Raw genomic sequence first — 22017 nt, forward strand, 5'->3', positions numbered from 1 at the left:
AGGAGACGGGACATGTGTACGGTTTGCGGTTGCGGTGCCGGGGAAACCCGGATCGAGGGGGAGGCGCACGAACACACCCACGTGCATGAGGACGGCACGGTGCATGCGCACCACCACGCCCACGGCCACGGCCACGACCATGCCCACGGCCACGACGGCGCCGCGCTGGCCGGCGCGCACGCCCACCCGCACACGCATGCCGACGGCAGCGTGCACGCCCACGAACACGTCCACCATGGCGAGCACGCGCACGGCCACGACGAGACGACGCACCACCACCACGGCGAGCACGAGCACCATCATTACCACGACCATGCCGCCGGCGATCTCGATTTCGGCGCCGGTCCGGCCCGGGCCCATGTGCCGGGCATGAGCCAGGCACGCATGGTGCAGATCGAGCAGGACATCCTGAGCAAGAACGACGGCTATGCCGCGCAGAACCGCAGCTGGTTCGACGAACGCGGCATCTTCGCGCTGAACCTGGTGTCCAGTCCCGGTTCGGGCAAGACGACGCTGCTGGTGAAGACCATCGAGCGGCTCAAGGCGCAGTTTGCGATCAGCGTCGTCGAAGGCGACCAGGAAACCGCCAACGACGCCGAACGCATCCGCGCCACCGGCGTGCCGGCGCTGCAGATCAATACCGGCAAGGGCTGTCACCTCGACGCGCACATGGTCGGCCACGCGATGCAACGCTTGCATCCGGCCGACGGTTCGCTGTTTCTGATCGAGAACGTCGGCAACCTCGTCTGCCCGGCAGCCTTCGATCTCGGCGAACACCACAAGGTGGCGATCCTGTCGGTCACCGAGGGCGAGGACAAGCCGCTCAAGTACCCGGACATGTTTGCCGCCGCCGACGTGCTGCTGCTCAACAAGTGCGATCTGCTGCCCTACCTCGATTTCGACGCCGACCTGGCCGAAGCCAATGCCCGGCGGGTCAATCCCGACCTGACCGTGTTCCGCGTCTCGGCGACCAGCGGCGACGGCCTCAGCGCCTGGCTGGACTGGATCGCCGGCGGACTGGCGGCGCAGGGCAGCAAGCGGGCCGACAGCGTCGATGCGTTGAAGGCGCGCATCGCGGCACTGGAGCAACAACTGGCCGGTCGCTGAACGGCGATGCACGGTGTCCGGCTCCGCGTGCGCGGCCTGGTGCAGGGGGTCGGCTTTCGTCCCTACGTCTGGCGGCTGGCCGGCGAGCTCGGGCTGGCCGGCTGGGTGCGCAACGACGGCGGCGGCGTGACGATTGCGGTCGACGGCCCCAACACGCCGGAATTCCTCCGTCGCCTGCCGCTGGAAAAGCCGCCGCTGGCGCGCATCGACAGCATCGAGCGGCAGCCTTGTGCGGTCGACGCGGCATCGTTCGACATTCTCGACAGCGTCGACGGCGACATCGCCACGACCATCGGCCCGGATGCCGCGATCTGCCCGGACTGCATCGCCGAACTCTGCGATCCGGCCGACCGCCGCTGGCGCCATCCCTTCATCACCTGTACCCATTGCGGGCCGCGCTTCACGGTCAGCGCCGGCATTCCCTACGACCGGGCGCGCACCAGCCTGGCCGCTTTCCCGCTGTGTCCGGACTGCGCCGGCGAATACGCCAGCCCGGCCGACCGCCGCTTCCACGCCGAAACCACCTGTTGCCCGGCCTGCGGGCCGACGTTGCGCCTGCTCGACGAAAATGGCCGCGAACTTGCGGTCGACCGCGGCCAGCGGCAAAAAATCGCCGGCGATGGCACCGACCCGATCGCCGCAACCCTGGCCCTGCTGCAGGCCGGCCGCATCGTCGCGATCAAGGGGCTGGGCGGTTTTCACCTCGCCTGCGATGCGCGCAACGCCGCGGCCGTCGCCCGCCTGCGCCAGCGCAAGCAGCGCGAAGCCAAGCCGTTCGCGGTGATGGGCCTGAACGCGGCTTCCTTCGCCGGGCTGGCGCAGCTCGGTGCCGCCGAGCAGGCCTTGCTCGACACGCCGGCGGCGCCGATCGTGCTGTGCCGCAAGGGCGACACGGAACTGCCGGGTGTCGCGCCCGGTCTGGCCTGGCTTGGCACGATGCGGCCGGCGACGCCGCTGCACCTGCTGCTCTGGCACGAAGCGGCCGGCCGGCCGGTCGGCACCGCCTGGCTGGCCGACGCGCAACCGCTGCTACTGGTGATGACCAGCGCCAACCCGCACGGCGAACCGCTGGTCGCCGACGACGCCGACGCCCGGCAACGCCTGTCCGGCATCGCCGATGCCTTCCTGACGCACGACCGCGCCATCGTCGTGCGCTGCGACGATTCGGTGCTGCGTCCCGGCGGGCGGTCGACAGCCTGGCCGGCCGGCGAAGCGGGTGCTGTCGTCCGGCAGCCCGATCCGGCCGGCGAAGCTGCGGTCGACCCGGCTCAGCGCCGAAAAATGGGCAATCAAACCGCCGCACCGGCCGCCGCCGCCGCGGCTGCGGTCGACGCCGCGGATGGGCCATGTTTCATTCGCCGCGCGCGCGGCTACGTGCCGCTGCCGATCCCGCTCGCCAAAGGCGGGCCGACGGTGCTGGCGCTGGGCGGCTACCTGAAGAACACGGTCTGCGTGCTGCGCGGCCGCGAGGCTTTCCTGTCGCAGCACGTCGGCGGGCTGGACAACGCCGCGGCGATCCGTTTCCAGGAAGAAACGGTGGCCCACCTGCTGGCCATTCTCGACGTCCGCCCCGACCTGATCGCGCATGACCGGCACCCGGATTTTCCCTCGACGCAACTGGCGCTGCGGCTGGCCGCCGAGTGGCAGGTGCCGGCGCTGGCGGTCGGTCATCATCATGCGCATCTGGCAGCGATCTGCGCCGAACATGCGCTCAAAACGCCGCTGATCGGGCTGGCGCTCGACGGCGTCGGACTGGGTGACGACGACGGCGCCTGGGGCGGCGAACTGCTGCGTCTGGACGGCGCCGCTTGTGTCCGCCTCGGCCATCTGCAGGAACTGCCGTTGCCCGGCGGCGACCGTGCGGCGCGCGAGCCGTGGCGGATGGCGATCGCGGCGCTGCACGCGGCCGGCGAGGGACACCGCATCGGCGGCTGGCTGGCGCGGACCTGGCCGGCGCGCGAGGCCGGGCCGCTGCTCACCCTGCTCGCCCGTCGCCTGCGCTGCCCGCCGACCTCCAGTCTCGGTCGCTGGTTCGATGCGGCGGCCGGCGTGCTCGGCGTCTGCGACGTCGCCGCTTACGAAGGCGATGCGGCGATGCGGCTGGAAAGCCTGGCGCTGGCGCACGGCCCGGTCGCGCCGCTGGCCGGCGGCTGGCGGCTGAGCGGCGACGGCACGCAACTCGAACTGACACCGCTGATCGCCGCGCTGCTCGACGTCGACGATGCGGCGGCCGGCGCCGCGCTGTTCCATGCAACGCTCGCCGACGGGCTGGCAAAATGGCTGAAACTTGCGGTCGACCGCAGCGACGTGCGCGAAATCGCCGTCGCTGGCGGTTGTGCGATGAATGCGGTACTGATGGCCGCGCTGCGCGACGCGCTGGCCGGTGCCGGCCTGACGTTGCGCGAGGCGCGGCAGGCGCCGCCCAACGACGGCGGTCTGGCGCTCGGCCAGGCCTGGGTGGCGCGACGATATTTCAAGGAGACGAAGCATGTGTCTGGCAATTCCGGCGCAGGTGGTTGAACTGCGCGAAGGCGACAACGCGGTGGTCGATCTGGCCGGCGTGCGCAAGGAGATTTCGCTGTCGCTGGTCGAGGACGTGGCGGTCGGCGACTACGTGATCGTTCATGTCGGCTACGCGCTGAACAAGATCGATCCCGACGAGGCCGAGAAGACGCTGAAGCTGTTTGCCGACATTGGCGAACTGCGCGGGCAACTGCCGGACGACGGCGATCCGACCCGGCACTGACATGAAATACATCAGCGAATTCCGCGACGGCGAACTGGCGCAGAAGATTGCCGCCGGTATCCGGGGCGAAGCCGATCCGGCCCGCCGCTACCATTTCATGGAGTTTTGCGGCGGCCACACGCATGCCATCTCGCGTTACGGCATCGTCGACCTGCTGCCGGACAACGTGCGCATGATCCACGGTCCGGGCTGCCCGGTCTGCGTGCTGCCGATCGGCCGCGTCGATCAGGCGATCCGGCTGGCGCTGGACGCCGGCGTCACGCTCTGCACCTACGGCGACTGCCTGCGCGTGCCGGCCTCCGACGGCTTGTCGCTGCTCAAGGCCAAGGCGCGCGGCGGCGACGTGCGCATGGTCTATTCGTGCATGGACGCGGTGACGCTGGCGCAGAAACACCCCGAGCGGCAGGTTGTCTTCTTTGCCATCGGCTTCGAGACGACGACACCGCCGACGGCGGTGGCGATCCGCCAGGCCGCCGCGCTCGGCCTGAAGAACTTCTCGGTCCTGTGCTGCCACGTGCTGACCCCGGCGGCGATCGTCGGCATCCTCGAATCGCCGGAAGCCCGCGCCGGCCAGATCGTGCTCGACGGCATGGTCGGCCCGGCCCACGTATCGACGATCATCGGCAGCCAGCCCTACGCCTTCGTGCCCGAACGCTATGGCAAACCGGTGGTGATCGCCGGCTTCGAACCGCTCGACGTGCTGCAGGCGATCCGTCTGCTGATCCGCCAGGTCAACGACGGCCGGGCCGAGATCGAAAACGAATTCACCCGCGCCGTGACGCCGGCCGGCAACCGCAAGGCGCAGGCGCTGGTCGCCGAGGTCTTCGAACTGCGTCCCGAGTTCGAGTGGCGCGGTCTCGGCAGCCTGCCCGCCTCGGCGCTGCGCATTCGCGACACGTTCGCCGAATTTGACGCCGAAAAACGCTTTCCCGCCGACTATGCCTCGGTGCCCGACCACAAGGCCTGCGAATGCGGCGCCATCCTGCGCGGCGTGAAGCGGCCGCAGGAGTGCAAGATTTTCGGCACGGTATGCACGCCGGAAAATCCGGTGGGGTCGTGCATGGTCAGTTCGGAAGGGGCGTGCGCGGCGCATTACACGTACGGGCGCTATCGCGATGTCTGACCTGCCGTTTTCCGCGTCGACCGGCAACCCCGCCCGCGCCGCCGGTGCCGCAATGCCGCCCTCTGCCATCCCCGTTCAAGGCCCCCAGCCGAAATGACCCAAACCCGCAAACCCTACACCCGTCCCCTCGATCTCAAGCACGGCCAGGTCGACATGGCCCACGGTTCCGGCGGCCGCGCGATGGCGCAGCTGATCGACGAACTGTTCGCCCGCCATCTCGGCAACGAGTATCTCGGCCAGGGCGACGACGGCGCGGTGCTGCCGGCGCCGGGCGAGGGGCGGCTGGTGATGGCGACCGATGCCCACGTCGTCTCGCCGCTGTTCTTCCCCGGCGGCGACATCGGTTGCCTGTCGGTGCATGGCACGATCAACGATGTGGCGGTGATGGGGGCGAAGCCGCTGTATCTGGCGGCGGCGTTCATCCTCGAGGAAGGCCTGCCGCTGGCCGATCTGGCGCGGGTGGTGCAGAGCATGGCCGCCGCCGCTGCCGCTGCCGGCGTGCCGGTGGTGACCGGCGATACCAAGGTGGTCGAACGCGGCAAGGGCGACGGCATCTTCATCGCCACCACCGGCGTCGGCGTCGTGCCGCCCGGGCGCGAGCTGTCGGGCCGGCGGGCGCGGCCGGGCGATGTCGTGCTGGTCTCGGGGACGCTGGGCGATCACGGCATGGCGATCATGGCCGAGCGCGAGAGTCTGGGTTTCGAAGGGGCCGACGGTCAGTCGCCGATCCTCTCCGACAGCGCGGCGCTGCACGGGCTGATCGAGGCGATGCTGGCGAGCGGCGCGGCTATCCGCGTGCTGCGCGATCCGACGCGCGGCGGCCTGGCCACGACGCTGAACGAGATCGCGCGCCAGTCCGGCGTCGGCATCCTGCTGCAGGAAAAATCGTTGCCGGTGAAGCCGGCAGTTCACGCGGCCTGCGAACTGCTCGGGCTCGATCCGCTGTATGTGGCGAACGAGGGGAAACTGGTGGCGATCTGCGCCGAAAATGACGCAGAAAGGCTGTTGACCGCAATGCGCGCCCATCCGCTCGGCGAGGCGGCGGCCATCGTCGGGACGGTGCAGGCCGACGACCACCATTTCGTGCAGATGACCACCGCCTTCGGCGGCCGGCGCATCGTTGACTGGTTGAGCGGCGATCAGTTGCCGCGCATCTGCTGACGCGGCGATGTCCTGTTGCTCAGTGGCGTTCGGCGACCAGCAGGCTGCGCACGTCGCCGACTTCGAGCAGCACCAGTTCGCGGGCGTCGTCGAGGTTGTTGGCGTTGATGATGTGGAACAGATCGCGGCTGCCGTCCGGGTAGCGCACGGCGGCGACGTACTCGGGACGATGCTTGCGGGCGCGTTGCGCGGCGCGCGGCTGACGTTCGGCTACGGACATGGAATGGCCCCCCACTCGTTTTGTGCAATGCATCATAGACATCCGCAAGCGATTGAAAAATATAGCGAAAGTCATAGATTGTATTTTTCCGTCGAGGCTTCCCGGCAAAAGGCTTCGTGTCACTGGCTTCATGATCGGGGCATGACGGCAAAAAACCCGGATGACATGTGCGGTTTATTCAATGGGCACGCGCTTTTGCCGAGGCGGCGAACGCTTTTTCCCGAGCCGGGCCGCGCAGGCTATCATTCCGCCAGCGCGTTTCGCCGCCGCTCTTCGTTCCCCGTTCGCCCCTGACTGGAATCCACCGGAATGACCCCGACCAGCCTGCGCCGTTTGCCTGCCGTCCTCGTCGTCGACGACGAACTGCGTTCGCAGGAAGCGCTGCGCCGGACGCTGGAGGAGGATTTCGAGGTGTTCTGCGCGTCCGGCGCCGACGAAGGCATGGAAATTCTCGACCGCGAGCAGTCGACCGCAGCGATCCGCGTCGTGCTCTGCGACCAGCGCATGCCGGGAACGACCGGCGTCGCTTTCCTGAAGGAAGTGCGCAGCCGCTGGCCGGACATCGTGCGCATCATCCTGTCCGGCTATACCGACGCCGAGGACATCATCGCCGGGGTCAACGAAGCCGGCATCTGGCAGTACCTGCTGAAACCCTGGCAGCCCGAGCAGTTGTTGCTGACGCTGCAGCGTGCCGCCGAGGTGTGGCGGTTGCAGCAGGAGAACCAGCGCCTGTCGCTCGACCTGCGCACCGCCGAGCCGGCCCTGCGGCGCCAGGTCGAGAAAAAGCAGGACAAGGCGCGGCGGCAGTTCGGCATCGATGCCTTCGTCCGCCATGCCGGCAGCCCCCTCGACGGGGTCTGCGAACTGATCGCCCGCGTCGCGCCCTACGACCTGTCGGTGATGGTCACCGGCGAATCGGGCACCGGCAAGGAAATGGTCGCCCGCGCCATCCATTACGAGAGCGCCCGTGCCGACAAGGCCTTCGTTACCGAGAACTGCGGCGCCCTGCCCGACACGCTGCTCGAATCCGAACTGTTCGGCTACAAGCGCGGCGCGTTCACCGGTGCCGTCGAAGATCGCGTCGGGCTGTTCCAGCAGGCCGACGGCGGCACCTTGTTCCTCGATGAAATCGGCGAAACCAGCCCGGCCTTCCAGGTCAAGCTGCTGCGCGTGCTGCAGGAAGGCGAGTTCCGGCCGCTCGGCAGCAACCGCGCGGTGACCGTCGATGTGCGGGTGATCGCGGCGACTAACCGCGACCTGGAAGCCGACGTGCGCAGCGGGCGCTTCCGCGAAGACCTGTATTACCGGCTGGCGACCATCGCGGTGCACGTGCCGCCGCTGCGCGAACGACGCATGGACCTGCCGTTGCTGGCTGAAACCCTGCTCGCCAGCAGTGCGCAGGCCTTGGGCAAGACGGTGTCCGGTTTTGCCACGGAAACCCTGGCCGCGTTGGCGACCTACGACTGGCCGGGCAATGTGCGCGAGCTGCAGAATGAAATCCTGCGCATGGTTGCGCTGGGCGAGGGGCCGTTGCTGCTGCCGGCGCTGCTGTCGTCGCGTGTGCTTGGCCGGCCGGCAGTGGCTGAAGCGACGCACTGGTCCGACGACCTGGGCGGCAATCTGAAAACGCGCATGGAAGCGCTCGAACGCGTCGTGCTCGAGGCGGCGATGCGCCGCCATCGCGGCAACAAGTCGCGCGCCGCGCAGGAGCTCGGTTTGTCGCGCGTCGGCCTGCGCGCCAAGCTGCAGCGTCACGGGATGACCGACGAATGAAGGTGCTCTGGCTGCAGAGCGGCGGCTGCGGCGGCTGCACGCAATCCTTGCTGTGCCACGAGCCACGGCCGTTGTTCGACGAATTGCGCGACGCCGGCATCGAGTTCGTCTGGCATCCGGCGCTGTCGCCAGAAAGTGGCGAGGAAGCGCTGGCCGTGCTTGAGGCCTGTGCTGACGGCAGCCGGGCCTTCGACGTGCTGTGCATCGAGGGTGCCATGTTGCGCGGGCCGAACGGCAGCGGTCGTTTCCACCGGCTGGCCGGCCGCCCGCTGACCGAGTGGGTGCGGCAATTGGCGGCCCGCGCCAGCCATGTTTTTGCCATCGGTTCGTGTACCGCCTGGGGCGGTTTTTCGGCGAACACGCCGGGTAATCCACTGGAAGCCTGCGGCCTGCAGTACGACGTCGAGGAACCGGGCGGCTTGCTCGGTGCCGCCTTCCGGGCCGGCGATGGCTTGCCGGTGGTCAATCTGGCCGGTTGCCCGACGCATCCCGGGTGGATCGTCGATACCCTGGAAAAACTGGCCTGCGACGGGTTGACCGCAGCCGACCTCGACGAATTCGGTCGGCCGCTGCTCTACGCCGAGCAACTGGTGCATCACGGCTGCCCGCGCAACGAGTTCTACGAATTCAAGGCCAGCGCCGAAAAGCATTCCGACCTCGGCTGCCTGATGGAAAACCTTGGCTGCAAGGGCACCCAGGCGCATGCCGACTGCAATACACGACCGTGGAATGGTGCCGGCTCCTGCCTGAAGGGCGGCTACGCCTGCATCGCCTGCACCGAGCCGGGCTTCGAAGCGCCCGGCCACGCCTTCCAGGAAACCCCCAAACTGGCCGGCATCCCGATCGGCCTGCCGACCGACATGCCGAAGGCCTGGTTCGTCGCCCTGGCCGCGCTGTCCAAGTCGGCGACGCCGAAACGGGTGCGCGACAACGCGGTCGAGGACCATACGGTGATCCGGCCGTCGGTGCGCAAGGGCGGCAAATGACGCGCATCGTGCTCGGACCGTTCAATCGTGTCGAAGGCGATCTCGAGGTCCAGCTCGAGGTGGCTGCCGGCCTGGTGCAGTCGGCGCAGGTTAACTCGCCGCTGTTCCGTGGGTTCGAACCGTTGCTGATCGGCCGCGATCCGGCCGATGCGCTGGTCATCGTGCCGCGTATCTGCGGCATCTGCTCGGTCGCCCAGTCGGCCGCCGCCGCCGCTGCGCTGGCCGATCTGGCCGGCGTGACGCCGCCGCCGAACGGCCGGCTGGCGCTGCATCTGACACAGGCGACCGAGAATCTGGCCGACCACCTGACCCATTTCTATCTGTTCTTCCTGCCCGATTTTTGCCGTCCGGCCTATGTCGACCGCAGCTGGCACGCCGATGTTGTCGCGCGCTTCGCCGCCCAGCGCGGCAGTTCGGTCGGTCCCTGGCTGCAGGCGCGGGCGCGTTTCTTCCACCTCGCCGGATTCCTGGCCGGCCGCTGGCCGCACACGCTGGCCATCCAGCCCGGCGGCAGCACCAAGGCGACGACAGCCGCCGAGCGTATCCGGCTGCTGGCGCTGCTGCGCGAATTCCGCAGCTTTCTGGAAAACCGGGTGTTCGCCGATCGCCTGGAGCATTTCGCCGCGCTGGCCGATGCCGACACCTTGTCGGCCTGGGCCGCCGGCAATCCGGGCGATCTGGCGCTGTTCCTCCGGCTGGCCGGCGATCTGGGCCTGGAACGGATCGGTGCCGGGGCCGAGCGCTTCCTGTCTTTCGGTGCCTACGGCCTGTTTCCGGCCGGGAGCTGCGGCGGCGATCTTGCGGTCGACCCGCTGGATACGGGAAAAATCGTCGAGGATGTCAGCCATGCATGGCTGGCCGGCGAGGTGCCGCTGGCGCCGGCGGTGGGCGAAACGCTTGTCGCCGCCGACAAGCCGGCGGCCTATACCTGGTGCAAGGCGCCGCGCTATGGTGGCGCGGTGGCGGAAACCGGGGCGCTGGCCCGGCAGTTGATCGACGGTCAGCCGCTATTGCACGATCTGGTCGGACGGCACGGGGCCAGCGTCACTGCGCGCATCGTCGCCCGTCTGCTCGAAGTCGCCCGGCTGCTGCCGGTAATGGAAAGCTGGGCGCAGGCGCTGCGTCCCGGCGAACCCTTCTGCCTGCCGGCCCCGCTGCCGGACACCGGCACTGCGGTTGGCCTGGTCGAAGCGGCGCGCGGCAGCCTGGGCCACTGGCTGAGCGTCAGGCGCGGACGCATCGAGCGCTACCAGATCATCGCCCCGACCACCTGGAATTTTTCGCCGCGCGACGCCACCGGCCGCCCCGGTGCCCTGGAGCAGGCGCTGGTCGGCCTGCCGGCCGGCGAAGGCGCGCTGCCGACCGTGCAGCATGTCGTGCGTTCCTTCGATCCGTGCATGGTGTGCACGGTGCATTGATCTATCCCGTTTCAGTCGCTGGCTTCCGGCGGATTCAGCCATTGCCGTAGCTTGTCGAGCAGCAGGTCGGGGTTGACCGGTTTGGCGATGAAGTCGTTCATGCCGGCGGCCAGACACTGGGCGCGGTCCTCGGCGAAGGCGTTGGCGGTCATCGCGATGATCGGCATGGCGCCGCGTTCGCCCAGGGCGCGGATTGCGCGCGTGGCATCGAGGCCGTTGAGGCGCGGCATCTGCATGTCCATCAGGATGAGCGCGTAATTTTGCCGTTCGACGGCGTCGACCGCAGCCTGGCCGTCAACCGCGACGTCGATCCGCAGGCCGCTGTCGTCGAGCAGTTGCAGGGTGATTTCGCGGTTGACCGGCTCGTCCTCGACCAACAGGATGCTGCGTTGCCCGAATCCGCCGGTGTTGTCGATGGCGGCGGGGGGGTGAGGGAGGGGCGAGGTTTTTGCCAGCGGCAGGCGTACCGTCATCCAGAACCGGCTGCCCCGGCCGGGCAGGCTTTCGGCGCCGGTCGTGCCGCCCATCATTTCGGCCAGTTTGCGGGTGATCGCCAAGCCCAGGCCGGTGCCGCCGTAACGGCGGGTTGCCGAGTTGTCGGCCTGTTCGAAGGCCTGGAACAGCCGGGGAAGATCCTGTGCCGCGATGCCGATGCCGGTGTCGCTGACGGTGAAGCGCAAGTCGAGGCAATCGTCCTGGCGGTCGACGATGGTCGCTTCGATGGTGATGCTGCCCTGGTCGGTGAACTTGACCGCATTGCCGGCGTAATTCAGCAGCGCTTGCTGGAGCCGGACCGGGTCGCCGAGCAGCTGGGGCAAGTCGTCTGGCAGGTGGCAGCGCAGTTCGAGGCCCTTCTCGGCGATCTTGCCGTGCAGGATCGATTCGATGTTGCCGAACAGTTGCCGGATGTCGAGCAGCGTCGAATCGAGCGTGAATTTGCCGGCTTCGATCTTGGACAGGTCGAGAATGGTGTTGATGATGTCGAGCAGGTGATGGCTGGCGGTTTCCAGTTTGCCGAGGCGTTCGCCCTGCTGTGCGGTCAGTCCGCTGCGGCGCAGGATGTAGGCCATGCCGGTGATGGCGTTGAGCGGTGTGCGGATTTCGTGCGACATGTTGGCCAGGAAGGCGCTTTTGGCGACGTTGGCGGTTTCGGCCGCTTCCTTGGCCTGGCGCAGGTCGGCGGTGCGTTGCTCGACCAGTTCCTCGAGATGTTGGCGGTGTCGCTGGAGTTCGACGGCCGCCGCCTTTTCCCGGCTGATGTCGTAGCAGAATCCGATGTAGCCGATGAAGCGGCCCTCGCTGTCGTAGCGTGGCGTGCCATCGTCGCGAATCCAGCGATATTCGCCGCTGGCGTGGCGCAGTCGGTATTCCATCGAAAACGGCTGCTGTCGTTCGAAATGCTCGACATAGCTGGCGATGCAGCGGCTGAAATCGTCGGGATGCACGCCTTCGGTCCAGCCGTTGCCCAGTTCCTGTTCGACGGGGCGGCCGGTGAATTTGAGCCATTGCACGTTGAAGTAGTTGCAGCCCTTGTCCAGACCGGAGGTCCAGATCAGCGCCGAGCCGTTGTCGGCGAGGGTCCGGAAATGCTGCTCGCTTTCGCGCAGTGCGGCTTCGGCCAGCTTGCGGTCGTGAATGTCGGCGATGACGCCGACCAGGCCGAGCAGCGTGCCGTCCGGTGCAACCAGCCGGCGGCCGGTCAGGCGCCCCCAGAACTGGCGGTGATCGCCGCGCCAGTAAAGGCGTTCGAGGTCCACCTGATCGACCTGGCTGGAAAGCAGGGCGAGCATGTTGGTATGGCCGGTTTCACGCTCGTCGGGCGCGATCAGCGAGACGTAGGGGGCGCCGGTGAGTGCCTCGCGGGTCGTGCCGAACATGTCGGCCATGCGCTGGTTGGCGCGGGTGATGCGCCCGACCGGATCGACCAGGAAGATGGCGACGCTGGAGGCCTGGTAGATCTGCTCGAGCAAGGCCTCGTTGGCCTGCAGTCGCTCGTTGTCGGCCAGGTGGCGTTGCCAGAACCGGTTCACTAGCCAGCCGGCGAACAGCGTGACGGCAAGGAAGGCGGCGAGCAGTGCGCTGGTCTTGTAAACCTCGTTCCACCAGGCGGCGAAATAATCCTCCGGCGACATACCCACCTTGATGATGGCCGGCATGTTGCGTATCCGTTTATAGGCATAGCGGCGGGCATGACCATCGGCGACGGCATCGGTGGTGAACACGCCTTCCATTTCGTTTTCGGCGAACGCCGCTGCGAATTCCGGTGAGACCTGCTGCTTGCCGCTGCTGCCTAGCTCGCCGGCGACGGTGGGATAGCGCGTGATCAGTCGCGATTCGAGATCGCGCATGACGGCGCTGCCGTGCGGTCCGAGCTGCAGCGTCGACATCAGCTTGTAGAAGCCTTCGGTCGGTATCGCGGCGATCACGACGCCGCCGAAGCTGCCGTCGGGGAGATGCCAGGCGCGGGCGAAAGGAATCATCGGGCGACCGCTGATGCGTCCGATGATCGGCGGACTGATGGCGAGTTGCGGCGTGCCGGCAGCACGCAGCTGGACGAAGTAGCTGCGGTCGGCGTAGCTGATCGGATGGTCGGGATCGAGACCTACGCCCCAGCGGACGATGCCGTCGCGGTCGGTGACCCGGAATGCCTCGACCGTCGGGATGCGGTCGGCCTGAAGCGCCAGGATGCCGTTCAGTTCGTCGTCGTTCCAGCGGTGATGACGGCTCTCCCGTTCCAGGTAATCGGCGATGGTGAGCAGGCCGAGATCGATGTGACGCACCGATTCGGCAATGTTGCTTTCCAGCAGCGTTGCCAGATTGGTCGTGTTGTCGTGGATCGCGCGGTCGATGTGGAGGCGGCTGTCGATCAGGTTCTGGGTGCCCAGGCCGATGACCAGCGCGTTGACCAGTGCGATGCCGAGCGTCAGCCAGCGGCCCAGGCGGGAACGGCGGCTTCCGCTGCTCGGTGGGTGCGCCGGCGGGCTGGCGGGATCGGTGCTCAGAAGTCTCTCTCCGACGGTCGTTTTTGCGTCAGATTACACCGCTCGGCGCGGGGCGACCAGCCGTGCCGCCCCGCCGCTTCAGAAACCGATCTTGCGACTGCGTCCGCTGCGGGCCTGGTCGAAGTCGCTGCCTTCCAGCCAGTTGCGTCCCGCCAGCTTGGCGGAGCCGAAGGCCGACAGCAGCCGCTTGCGCATGTCGCGCGGCGGCAGCGAGGCCAGGCGTTCGAGTACGCTGTCGTCCGGCTCGTCCGGAAAACCCCAGTCGTGTTCGCCGACCATCTCGCGGTACAGCGCGCCGGCGATGCTCAGCGAAGCCGCGAGATCGGGGCGCGGCACTTCGTAGACATTCATCCGGTTGAGGATCGGTTCGGGAATGCCGCGTTCGTCGTTGGCCGTCGTCACCCACAGGATGTGCGAGGCATCGATGTCGATGTCGACGAACTCGTCCTTGAAGGCCTTGGCCGTGTCGTGTTCGAGCAGGCCGTAGAGGGCGCCCATCGGGTCGTAGCGCGAATCGCCGCCGGCCTTGTCGATTTCGTCGAGCACCACGATGGGGTTGGCGAAGTCGCCATGCACCAAAGTGTGCGCCACCTTGCCGGGCTTGGCGTTGTTCCATTGCGACGAGGAGCCGGACAATACCCAGCCTGCGGTCAACGCGCTCATCGACACGAATTCGTGGCCGGTGCCGAGCTGGCGGGCCAGTTCGCGGGCGAAGTGGGTCTTGCCGATGCCCGGTTCGCCGAGCAGCAGGATGGGCGTGAACTGCAACGGCTCGCTGCCGGCGACGGCCAGCGCGAGTTGCTTGCGGATATCGTCGATCACGTCGGCGAAGTTGGGGCAGCGGTCGTAGAGGTCGTCGACCTGATCGGCGCCGCTCGGCCGGACCAGGAAGCGGCCGCCGCCGCGTTGTCGCATCTTTTCGTAAAGCGCGGCGAGCGCCTCGTTGCGGTTGCCCGAGGCTTCCTCGAGCGCGCGCTCGATGGCGGCGACGTCGTAGATGGTGCGCTCTTCGGCGACCGTGAGTCGGATGTCGGTGCTTGCCATGATGACTTCCTCCTGACGCTGTTGACTGCCTTAACGGTTCGGAAGCGGCCGGGGTTGAATCCGGTGCCCCCTGATCGATAGCTAGCATTTCCCGTTCCAGCCGGATTGGGAAATAATGCCGCCATCCCCGTCGACCGCAGGAACGCCATGGAACGCTTCACCATTTCGCTGGACGAGTCGCTGGCTCGCCAGTTCGACGAACTGATCGCCGCCCGCGGCTACGTCAACCGCTCGGAAGCCGTGCGCGACCTGATCCGCGGTGCCATCGAGCAGGACCGCCAGCGCGCCGCGCCGACCGGCCAGTGCGTGGCCAATCTCTCTTATGTGTACAACCATCACGAGCGGGAACTGTCGGAACGTCTGACCGGCCTGCAGCACGACCGCCACGACCTGACGGTGGCGGCGATGCACACCCACCTCGACCACGACCATTGTCTGGAAACCGTCATTCTGAAAGGGTCGACCGCAGAAGTCCGACAATTTGCCGATGCGCTGGTCGCCGAGCGCGGCGTGCGCCACGGCCAGCTCAACCTGATCGCGCTGGAGGCCGAATACCACCATGCGCACGACGAGCACGGCAGCGATCATGTCCACTACCGCCCCACCCGCTGACCGGCCCGACGATCCGCTGCTGGCGGCGACCGGGGAGCAGGCCTGGATCGAGGTGATCCAGAAGATGGACGAGGTCTACAACGATCTCCTCCAGTACGAAGTGGCGCTGGAAGAAAAGAACGCGGCGCTCGAGGAGTCGCACCAGTTCATCGAGAGCGTGCTGGCTTCGATGTCGGACATCCTGATCGTCTGCGACCGCAACGGCGGCATCGAGGAGGTCAATCCCTCGCTCTGCCATTTCGCCGGCAAGAGCGCCGAACAGTTGGCGCACACGCCGGTGTTCGAGTTGTTCGCCGACGATCTCGAGCGGGCCAGGGCCCGCGACATCTTCAGCCGCTACGGACGTGAGGGCGTACACGACTGCGAGTTCTTTTTGCGCGCCGGCGACGGGTCGACCGTGCCGGTGTCGATGAACTGCACGCCGCGTGTCTCGCAGACCGGCAAACTGATGGGCATGGTGGTCACCGGCCGCCCGGTCGGCGAACTGCGCAAGGCCTATCAGGCGCTGCGCCAGGCGCACGACGACCTGAAACGGACGCAGGGGCAATTGCTGCATGCCGAGAAAATGGTCTCGCTGGGCCGCCTGGTCGCCGGTGTCGCGCATGAATTGAACAATCCGATCAGCTTCGTGCTGGGCAACGTGCTGTCGCTGAAGCGTTATTCGGGCCGTCTGGAAAACTATCTGGCGGCGGTGCACGACAGTGCCGCCGCCAGCGAGCCGGCGCTGGCCGGCTTGCGCGACACCTTGCGCATCGATCGCATCCTGGCCGACATGCCGCAATTGATCGACGGCATGATCGAAGGTGCCGAACGCACGCGCGACATCGTCGACGCCCTGAAGCGCTTTTCGGCGGTAGACAAGATGACGCCCGAGCGCGTCAATCTGAACGAGGTGGTCGAGCGTTCGGTGCGCTGGGTGGTGCAGAGCGCCGGCGGAAGATTTGCGGTCGACATCGATTTGCCGCCCGATCTGCATTGCGCGGGCTCGTCCGGCCAGTTGCAGCAGGTGGTGATGAACCTTGTGCAGAACGCCTGCGATGCAACCGCCGGCCAGCGCGATGCGCGTCTGGCGATTGCCGGCCGCCACGCCGACGGCCAGATCATCCTGCAGTTCACCGATAACGGTCCGGGGATTGCCGAGCCGCACCTCGGGCGGCTGTTCGAGCCTTTCTTCACCACCAAGCCGGTCGGCCAGGGCACCGGCCTCGGTCTGTCGATCAGCTACGGCATCGTCGAGCGACACGGCGGTCGGCTGGAGGCGGCCAATCGGCCCGCTGGTGGAGCGGAATTCATCCTTTCACTGCCGGTGGAAAGTCGCTGACCAATTGGCCGGTGGCAAACGCCGGGCAACGCAATACGAACAATGACTTATTGCGCTGGCACGTTCTTTGTATGAAGATGAATATAAATTTCATACAGAGGGGTGCCGTTGATGGAAGCCTTGCCCGGCGACTGGCTGTCGCTGCTGATCCTGACCTTCGTGCTCGGCATGAAGCACGGCTTCGATGCCGATCATCTCGCCACCATCGACGGCCTGACCCGTTACAACGCCCGGCAGCGTCCGACGCTGGCGCGCTGGTGCGGTACCTTTTTCTCGCTCGGGCATGGCGCCGTGGTGATGGCCATCGCGCTCGGCGTTTCGGCGCTGGCCGGTCAGTGGGCGGTGCCGGAATGGTTCGGTGTGCTCGGCTCGGTGATCTCGATCGCCTTCCTGGTCGCCCTCGGTAGTCTCAACCTGGCCGCGGTGCTCCGTGCCGGACCGGATGAAATGGTCCAGCCGGTGGGGATCAAGGGCCGCCTGCTCGGGAAATTGCGCCATGTCTCGCATCCGGCGCTGGTGGCGCTGGTCGGCGCGCTGTTCGCGCTGTCCTTCGATACCCTGTCGCAGGCCGCCTTCTTTGCGCTGACCGCGACGCAGTTCGGCGGCTGGCAGCACGCCCTGCTGCTCGCCACGCTGTTCATGGCCGGCATGCTGCTGACCGACGGGATCAACGGCTTGTGGATTGCCCGCCTGATCGCCCGGGCCGACCAAGTGGCGCTGATCGCGTCGCGCGTCATGGGGCTGGTCGTTTCCGGCGTCAGCCTGCTGGTCGCTGCTTTCGGTGCCGCCAAGCTGTTGTCGCCGGCGGTCGATGCCTGGAGCGAGGGCAAGGAACTGATGTTCGGGGCGGCGTTGGTGGCGATCATCGCGCTGAGCTTTTTCGCAGCGGTCCGGCTCACTCGCCGGCCGGTCATGGCTTGATTCTCAGGGAGGAGTGGCCGGTTCGCCGGCCTTTTTTTGACGATGATGGTAAGAAAAAATCTGATTGCTTCATATCTGGCCTTCGCATCCGGTGCGGTGCTGGCACAAGGGATGACCGAATTGTCGACGGTCGAGGTCCGCTCGCGCATCGAAAATCTCGAGGGCATCGCCAGTGCCGGCAGCGAAGGCGTGGTATCCGGCCTGCGTTTGTCCACGGTGCCGGTGTTGCGGCCCGGCGAGGCGCTGGAAATGGTGCCCGGGCTGATCGTCACGCAGCATGCCGGTGACGGCAAGGCCAATCAGTACTTCCTGCGCGGCTTCAATCTCGATCACGGGACCGATTTCGCGACCTCGATCGGCGGCGTGCCGGTGAACATGCCGACGCATGCGCACGGTCAGGGCTACACCGATCTTAATTTCCTGATTCCCGAACTGGTCGACCGCATCGCTTATCGCAAGGGGCCCTACTTTGCGGAAGAAGGCGATTTCTCGTCGGCGGGTGCGGCGCATATCGACTACGTACGGCGGCTCGATGCCGGGCTGGCTCAGGTCACGCTTGGCCGCAACGGCTACGCCCGCTCGCTGCTGGCCGGATCGCCCCAGCTGGCCGAGGGCAATCTGCTCTATGCGCTGGAACTTTTCCACAACGACGGGCCGTGGCAGGTCGACGAGCATTATCGCAAGCTCAACGGTATCCTGCGTTACAGCCGCGGATCGCGCGATGACGGCTGGTCGGTGACCGGCATGGCTTATCGCGGGCGCTGGGTATCGACCGACCAGATTCCGCAACGGGCGGTCGATCGCGGCCAGATCGACCGTTTCGGCTCGCTGGACGACAGTGCCGGGGGGCGGACGCATCGCTACAGTCTGTCCGGCGAATGGGCCCGGCGCGGAGAGGATGCGCAGACCCGCGCGACCTTCTGGGGACTGGCTTCGGGCCTGGATCTGTGGTCCAACTTCAGTTACTGCACCAATGGCTGCCCGCCGGGCGACCAGTTCAAGCAGGCCGAGCGGCGCAAGGCCGGGGGCTTCTCGGTATCGCACGAGCTGTTCGGTCGCCTGGGGGGCTTCGAGGTGATCAACGCGATCGGCCTGCAGGGGCGTATCGATCGGCTGAGCCCGGTCGGCCTGTACCAGACCGAGGCGCGCGAAACCCTGGCGACGGTCCGCGAGGATCACGTCACACAACGCAGTCTTGGCTTGTGGTTGCAAAACGAGACCAAGTGGACGAGCTGGTTCCGCTCGATCCAGGGGCTGCGGGCCGATGCCTACGATTTCACGGTCGACAGCGATAATCCGGCAAATTCCGGCAAGGCCGACGACGCGATCGTGACGCCGAAGCTGTCGCTGATTTTCGGGCCCTGGCGGAAGACCGAGCTGTATCTGAACTACGGTCACGGGTTCCATTCCAACGATGCGCGCGGTTCGACCATCACCGTCGATCCCGCCACCGGCACCCCGTTCGACGCCAACGGCAATCCGGTGCGCCGCGTGCAACCGCTGGTGCGCACGCGTGGCAGCGAGCTGGGCCTGCGCTCGGAAATCCTGCCCGGCTGGCAGTCGACCGTAGCCCTGTGGCAACTCGAGGCGGCCTCGGAGCTGCTGTTCGTCGGCGATGCCGGGACGACCGAAGCATCGCGCCCGTCGCGTCGCTACGGCGTGGAATGGACCAATCTCTATACCTTGTCCGACTGGTTGGCGGTCGATGCCGATTTTTCCTGGTCGCATGCCCGTTTCCGCGATTCGGCGCCGGAAGGCGATCATATCCCGGGGGCTGTGACGACCACCGCCAACGTTGGTCTGACGCTGGATCGCCTCGGTCCGTGGTTCGGTTCCGTGCGCTGGCGCTACTTCGGGCCGCGACCGTTGGTCGAGGACAATTCGGTACGCTCCCGGGCCTCGTCGCTGACCAATCTGCGCGTCGGCTATCGCCTGTCGCCGCGGCTGATGCTGGCGCTTGATGTCTACAACCTGTTCGACAGCAAGGCCAACGACATCGAGTACTGGTACGAATCGCAACTGGCCGGCGAAGGGGCGCCGGTCGCCGATCGGCATCTGCATCCGACTGAACCGCGTAGCGGCAGACTGACCCTGCAATACCGTTTCTGAGGTGCCGGGAGGCGGGGCGGCAAGGCTGTTCCGCCCCTTCGGATTCCACGTAGTTCGGCTTATAATTCATAATTACAAACCATTCCCCGCCGACTTGGTTTAATCTGCGGGGTTTCCCCAATTGCGTAAGCCGAGGAGATTCCGTGGAAAAGGATTTGCGCGAAGCCGCACTCGAATATCATCGCCTGCCCACGCCGGGCAAGATTTCCGTCCGCCCGACCAAGGGCCTGACCAACCAGCGCGACCTGGCGCTGGCCTACTCGCCGGGCGTCGCCGCCGCCTGTGACGCCATCGTCGAGGACGAAGCGACCGCCGCGCTGTACACCTCGCGCGCCAACCTGGTCGGTGTCGTCACCAACGGCACCGCCGTGCTCGGCCTCGGCAACATCGGCCCGCTCGCCGCCAAGCCGGTCATGGAAGGCAAGGGCTGCCTGTTCAAGAAGTTCGCCGGTATCGACGTCTTCGACATCGAACTCGCCGAGAACGATCCGGACAAGCTGATCGACATGATCGCCGCGCTCGAGCCGACGCTCGGCGGCATCAACCTGGAAGACATCAAGGCGCCGGAGTGCTTCTACATCGAGCAGAAGCTGAAGGAACGGATGAACATTCCGGTCTTCCACGATGACCAGCACGGCACCGCGATCATTTCCGCCGCCGCCATGCTCAATGGCCTGAAGGTCGTTGGCAAGAAGATCGAAGCGATCAAGGTGGTCGTTTCCGGCGCCGGTGCCGCTGCCATCTCCTGCGTGAACCTGTGGTGCGATCTTGGCGTCAAGCGCGAGAACATCACCATTTGCGACTCCAAGGGCGTCATCTACGTTGGCCGTCCGGGCGGCATGGACGAAACCAAGGCCCGCTACGCCCAGGAAACCGACAAGCGCACGCTGGCCGACGCGATGATCGGCGCCGACATTTTCCTCGGCCTGTCGGCCGCCGGCGTGGTCAGCCAGGACATGGTCAAGAGCATGGCCGAGAAGCCGATGGTCTTCGCGCTGGCCAACCCGACCCCGGAAATCATGCCGGAACTGGTCAAGGAAGTCCGTCCGGAAGCGATCATCGCCACTGGCCGTTCCGACTACGTGAACCAGGTCAACAACGTCCTCTGTTTCCCCTTCATCTTCCGCGGCGCGCTCGACGTCGGCGCCACGCGCATCACCGAAGAGATGAAGATGGCTTCGGTGCGTGCCATTGCCGAACTGGCCGAAGCCGAAGTGACCGATGAAGTGGCGATGGCCTATCCCGGCCACGACCTGACCTTCGGTCCGGAATACCTGATTCCCAAGCCCTTCGACCCGCGCCTGATCGTCAAGATCGCGCCGGCCGTCGCCCAGGCCGCCATCGACTCCGGCGTCGCCACCCGCCCGATCACCGACTGGGATGCCTACCGCGCCAAGCTGTCGGAATTCGTCTATCACACCGGCGTCGGCATGCGCGCGATTTTCCAGGCCGCCCGTCAGGCTCAGGGCAAGCGCATCATCTACGCCGAAGGCGAAGAAGAGCGCGTGTTGCGTGCCGTTCAGGTCGTGATCGAGGAGAAGTTTGCCCGCCCCATCCTGATCGGCCGCCCGGAGGTGATCAATCATCGTCTGGAAAAGGCCAACCTGCGCATCAAGCCGGGCGTCGATTTCGATGTCGTCAATCCGGAGTCGGACGAGCGCTACCGCGAGTGCTGGACGGCCTATCACAAGCTGATGGTGCGCCGTGGCGTGACGCCGGCCATCGCCAAGGAAGCCATGCGCCGTAAGCCGACGGTGATCGGCGCGATGCTGCTCAAGCTCGGCTACGCCGACGGCCTGATCTGCGGTGTTACCGGCCAGTACAGCCACCATCTGGGCGTGGTCAGTCAGGTCATCGGCAAGCGTGCCGGGGTCAACACCCTGGCGGCGATGAATTACCTGATGCTGCCGGGGCGTTCGCTGTTCCTGTGCGACACCCATGTGAACGAAAATCCGAATGCCGAGGAAATTGCCGAGATGACCTTGATGGCCGCCGAGCAGGTGCGCCGTTTCGGCAGCCATCCGAAGGTTGCTCTGCTCTCCCATTCGAACTTCGGTTCTTCCTCGTCCGAATCGGCGCGCAAGATGAGCATTGCAGCCGGTCTGGTCTCGGCGATGTCGGCCGGCGAACTGGAGGTCGATGGCGAAATGCACGGTGACTCGGCGCTGAACGAGGAAGTCCGCCTGGAAGCCAATCCGGATTCCCCGCTGAAGGGCGAGGCCAATCTGCTGATCATGCCGAACATCGATGCCGCGAACATCTCCTACAACCTGTTGAAGATGACCAGCGGCGAAGGGGTGACCATCGGCCCGATCCTGCTCGGCGCGGCGCGTCCGGTGCATGTGCTGACCTCGACGGCGACCGTTCGCCGTCTGGTCAACATGACGGCGCTGGCTGTCGTCGAATCGATGGAGCGCTGAATACGCTGTCGCACATCGGGTGCGATATCGATATGAAAAGCCCCGCTTCGGCGG

The 22017-nt window shown here is 66.6% G+C and carries 16 protein-coding genes; 13 read left to right on the forward strand and 3 right to left on the reverse strand.

The features are described 5' to 3' along the window. Window positions 1–12 precede the first annotated feature (12 nt). The 5 genes from hypB (at window position 13) to hypE (ending at window position 6137) form a co-directional block, all read left to right on the forward strand. Window positions 13–1107: a hydrogenase nickel incorporation protein HypB gene (gene hypB / locus L0962_RS02840; RefSeq protein WP_234083923.1), complete on the forward strand. Its 1095-nt coding sequence runs from the start codon at window positions 13–15 to the stop codon at window positions 1105–1107. Between the two features lie 6 nt (window positions 1108–1113). Further along, window positions 1114–3627 (forward strand): carbamoyltransferase HypF, encoded by a 2514-nt coding sequence (locus L0962_RS02845; protein ID WP_234083925.1) that lies wholly within the window; start codon window positions 1114–1116, stop codon window positions 3625–3627. Continuing rightward, window positions 3596–3853, forward strand: a complete 258-nt coding sequence (locus tag L0962_RS02850; protein WP_234083927.1) for a HypC/HybG/HupF family hydrogenase formation chaperone — start codon at window positions 3596–3598, stop codon at window positions 3851–3853. Before L0962_RS02845 ends, L0962_RS02850 begins: the two co-directional genes overlap by 32 nt. 1 nt (window position 3854) lies before the next feature. Continuing rightward, window positions 3855–4976 (forward strand): hydrogenase formation protein HypD, encoded by a 1122-nt coding sequence (gene hypD, locus L0962_RS02855; RefSeq protein WP_234083929.1) that lies wholly within the window; start codon window positions 3855–3857, stop codon window positions 4974–4976. 93 nt (window positions 4977–5069) lie between these two features. After that, a complete protein-coding gene (hypE, locus tag L0962_RS02860) occupies window positions 5070–6137 on the forward strand; it encodes a hydrogenase expression/formation protein HypE (RefSeq protein ID WP_234083931.1) in 1068 nt (355 codons plus the stop codon). Between the two features lie 19 nt (window positions 6138–6156). Here hypE and L0962_RS02865 read toward each other — a convergent pair whose 3' ends face one another. Beyond that, complete coding sequence (locus L0962_RS02865; protein ID WP_234083932.1) at window positions 6157–6357, reverse strand: hypothetical protein; 201 nt, start codon at window positions 6355–6357, stop codon at window positions 6157–6159. 309 nt (window positions 6358–6666) lie between these two features. Here L0962_RS02865 and L0962_RS02870 point away from each other — a divergent pair, with 309 nt between their 5' ends. From L0962_RS02870 to L0962_RS02880, 3 genes are read left to right on the forward strand one after another with little or no spacing between them, the layout of a single operon-like run. Further along, entirely contained in the window at window positions 6667–8130 is a 1464-nt protein-coding gene (locus L0962_RS02870) for a sigma-54 dependent transcriptional regulator (RefSeq protein WP_234083934.1), read from the forward strand. Continuing rightward, window positions 8127–9116: a HupU protein gene (locus L0962_RS02875; RefSeq protein WP_234083936.1), complete on the forward strand. Its 990-nt coding sequence runs from the start codon at window positions 8127–8129 to the stop codon at window positions 9114–9116. The genes L0962_RS02870 and L0962_RS02875 overlap by 4 nt, the downstream gene beginning before the upstream one ends. Further along, entirely contained in the window at window positions 9113–10534 is a 1422-nt protein-coding gene (locus tag L0962_RS02880) for a nickel-dependent hydrogenase large subunit (protein WP_234083938.1), read from the forward strand. Before L0962_RS02875 ends, L0962_RS02880 begins: the two co-directional genes overlap by 4 nt. Before the next feature lie 11 nt (window positions 10535–10545). On the opposite strand, the gene L0962_RS02885 is transcribed toward L0962_RS02880, so the two are convergent. Both L0962_RS02885 and L0962_RS02890 read right to left on the reverse strand, forming a co-directional pair. Beyond that, a complete protein-coding gene (locus L0962_RS02885; protein WP_234083939.1) occupies window positions 10546–13314 on the reverse strand; it encodes a PAS domain S-box protein in 2769 nt (922 codons plus the stop codon). A gap of 300 nt (window positions 13315–13614) precedes the next feature. Continuing rightward, on the reverse strand, window positions 13615–14580 hold the full coding sequence (locus L0962_RS02890) for an AAA family ATPase (RefSeq protein WP_234083941.1): 966 nt from the start codon (window positions 14578–14580) through the stop codon (window positions 13615–13617). A 147-nt stretch (window positions 14581–14727) separates the two neighbouring features. On the opposite strand from L0962_RS02890, the gene nikR reads away from it, so the two are divergent. The 5 genes from nikR (at window position 14728) to L0962_RS02915 (ending at window position 21963) form a co-directional block, all read left to right on the forward strand. Further along, complete coding sequence (gene nikR / locus L0962_RS02895) at window positions 14728–15192, forward strand: nickel-responsive transcriptional regulator NikR (protein ID WP_234083942.1); 465 nt, start codon at window positions 14728–14730, stop codon at window positions 15190–15192. Continuing rightward, window positions 15167–16513: an ATP-binding protein gene (locus L0962_RS02900; protein WP_234083944.1), complete on the forward strand. Its 1347-nt coding sequence runs from the start codon at window positions 15167–15169 to the stop codon at window positions 16511–16513. The genes nikR and L0962_RS02900 overlap by 26 nt, the downstream gene beginning before the upstream one ends. A 111-nt stretch (window positions 16514–16624) precedes the next feature. After that, on the forward strand, window positions 16625–17434 hold the full coding sequence (locus tag L0962_RS02905) for a nickel transporter (RefSeq protein WP_234083946.1): 810 nt from the start codon (window positions 16625–16627) through the stop codon (window positions 17432–17434). A gap of 111 nt (window positions 17435–17545) precedes the next feature. After that, window positions 17546–19543, forward strand: a complete 1998-nt coding sequence (locus L0962_RS02910) for a TonB-dependent receptor (RefSeq protein ID WP_234083952.1) — start codon at window positions 17546–17548, stop codon at window positions 19541–19543. A gap of 143 nt (window positions 19544–19686) precedes the next feature. Continuing rightward, the gene (locus L0962_RS02915) at window positions 19687–21963 is read left to right on the forward strand and encodes an NADP-dependent malic enzyme (protein ID WP_234083954.1); all 2277 of its coding nucleotides are present in this window, start codon (window positions 19687–19689) and stop codon (window positions 21961–21963) included. The last annotated feature ends 54 nt before the right edge of the window (window positions 21964–22017 follow it).

This window comes from Azonexus sp. R2A61, assembly GCF_021401135.1.
Classification (GTDB): Bacteria; Pseudomonadota; Gammaproteobacteria; order Burkholderiales; family Rhodocyclaceae; genus Azonexus.

Coding starts and splice junctions, on each gene's coding strand:
- L0962_RS02880 (WP_234083938.1), top strand. CDS start 9,113: ATGACGCGCATCGTGCTCGGACCGTTCAATCGTGTCGAAGGCGATCTC.
- L0962_RS02870 (WP_234083934.1), top strand. CDS start 6,667: ATGACCCCGACCAGCCTGCGCCGTTTGCCTGCCGTCCTCGTCGTCGAC.
- nikR (WP_234083942.1), top strand. CDS start 14,728: ATGGAACGCTTCACCATTTCGCTGGACGAGTCGCTGGCTCGCCAGTTC.
- L0962_RS02910 (WP_234083952.1), top strand. CDS start 17,546: ATGACCGAATTGTCGACGGTCGAGGTCCGCTCGCGCATCGAAAATCTC.
- hypE (WP_234083931.1), top strand. CDS start 5,070: ATGACCCAAACCCGCAAACCCTACACCCGTCCCCTCGATCTCAAGCAC.
- L0962_RS02875 (WP_234083936.1), top strand. CDS start 8,127: ATGAAGGTGCTCTGGCTGCAGAGCGGCGGCTGCGGCGGCTGCACGCAA.
- L0962_RS02890 (WP_234083941.1), bottom strand. CDS start 14,580: ATGGCAAGCACCGACATCCGACTCACGGTCGCCGAAGAGCGCACCATC.
- L0962_RS02850 (WP_234083927.1), top strand. CDS start 3,596: ATGTGTCTGGCAATTCCGGCGCAGGTGGTTGAACTGCGCGAAGGCGAC.
- L0962_RS02865 (WP_234083932.1), bottom strand. CDS start 6,357: ATGTCCGTAGCCGAACGTCAGCCGCGCGCCGCGCAACGCGCCCGCAAG.
- hypD (WP_234083929.1), top strand. CDS start 3,855: ATGAAATACATCAGCGAATTCCGCGACGGCGAACTGGCGCAGAAGATT.
- L0962_RS02845 (WP_234083925.1), top strand. CDS start 1,114: ATGCACGGTGTCCGGCTCCGCGTGCGCGGCCTGGTGCAGGGGGTCGGC.
- L0962_RS02900 (WP_234083944.1), top strand. CDS start 15,167: ATGTCCACTACCGCCCCACCCGCTGACCGGCCCGACGATCCGCTGCTG.
- L0962_RS02905 (WP_234083946.1), top strand. CDS start 16,625: ATGGAAGCCTTGCCCGGCGACTGGCTGTCGCTGCTGATCCTGACCTTC.
- hypB (WP_234083923.1), top strand. CDS start 13: ATGTGTACGGTTTGCGGTTGCGGTGCCGGGGAAACCCGGATCGAGGGG.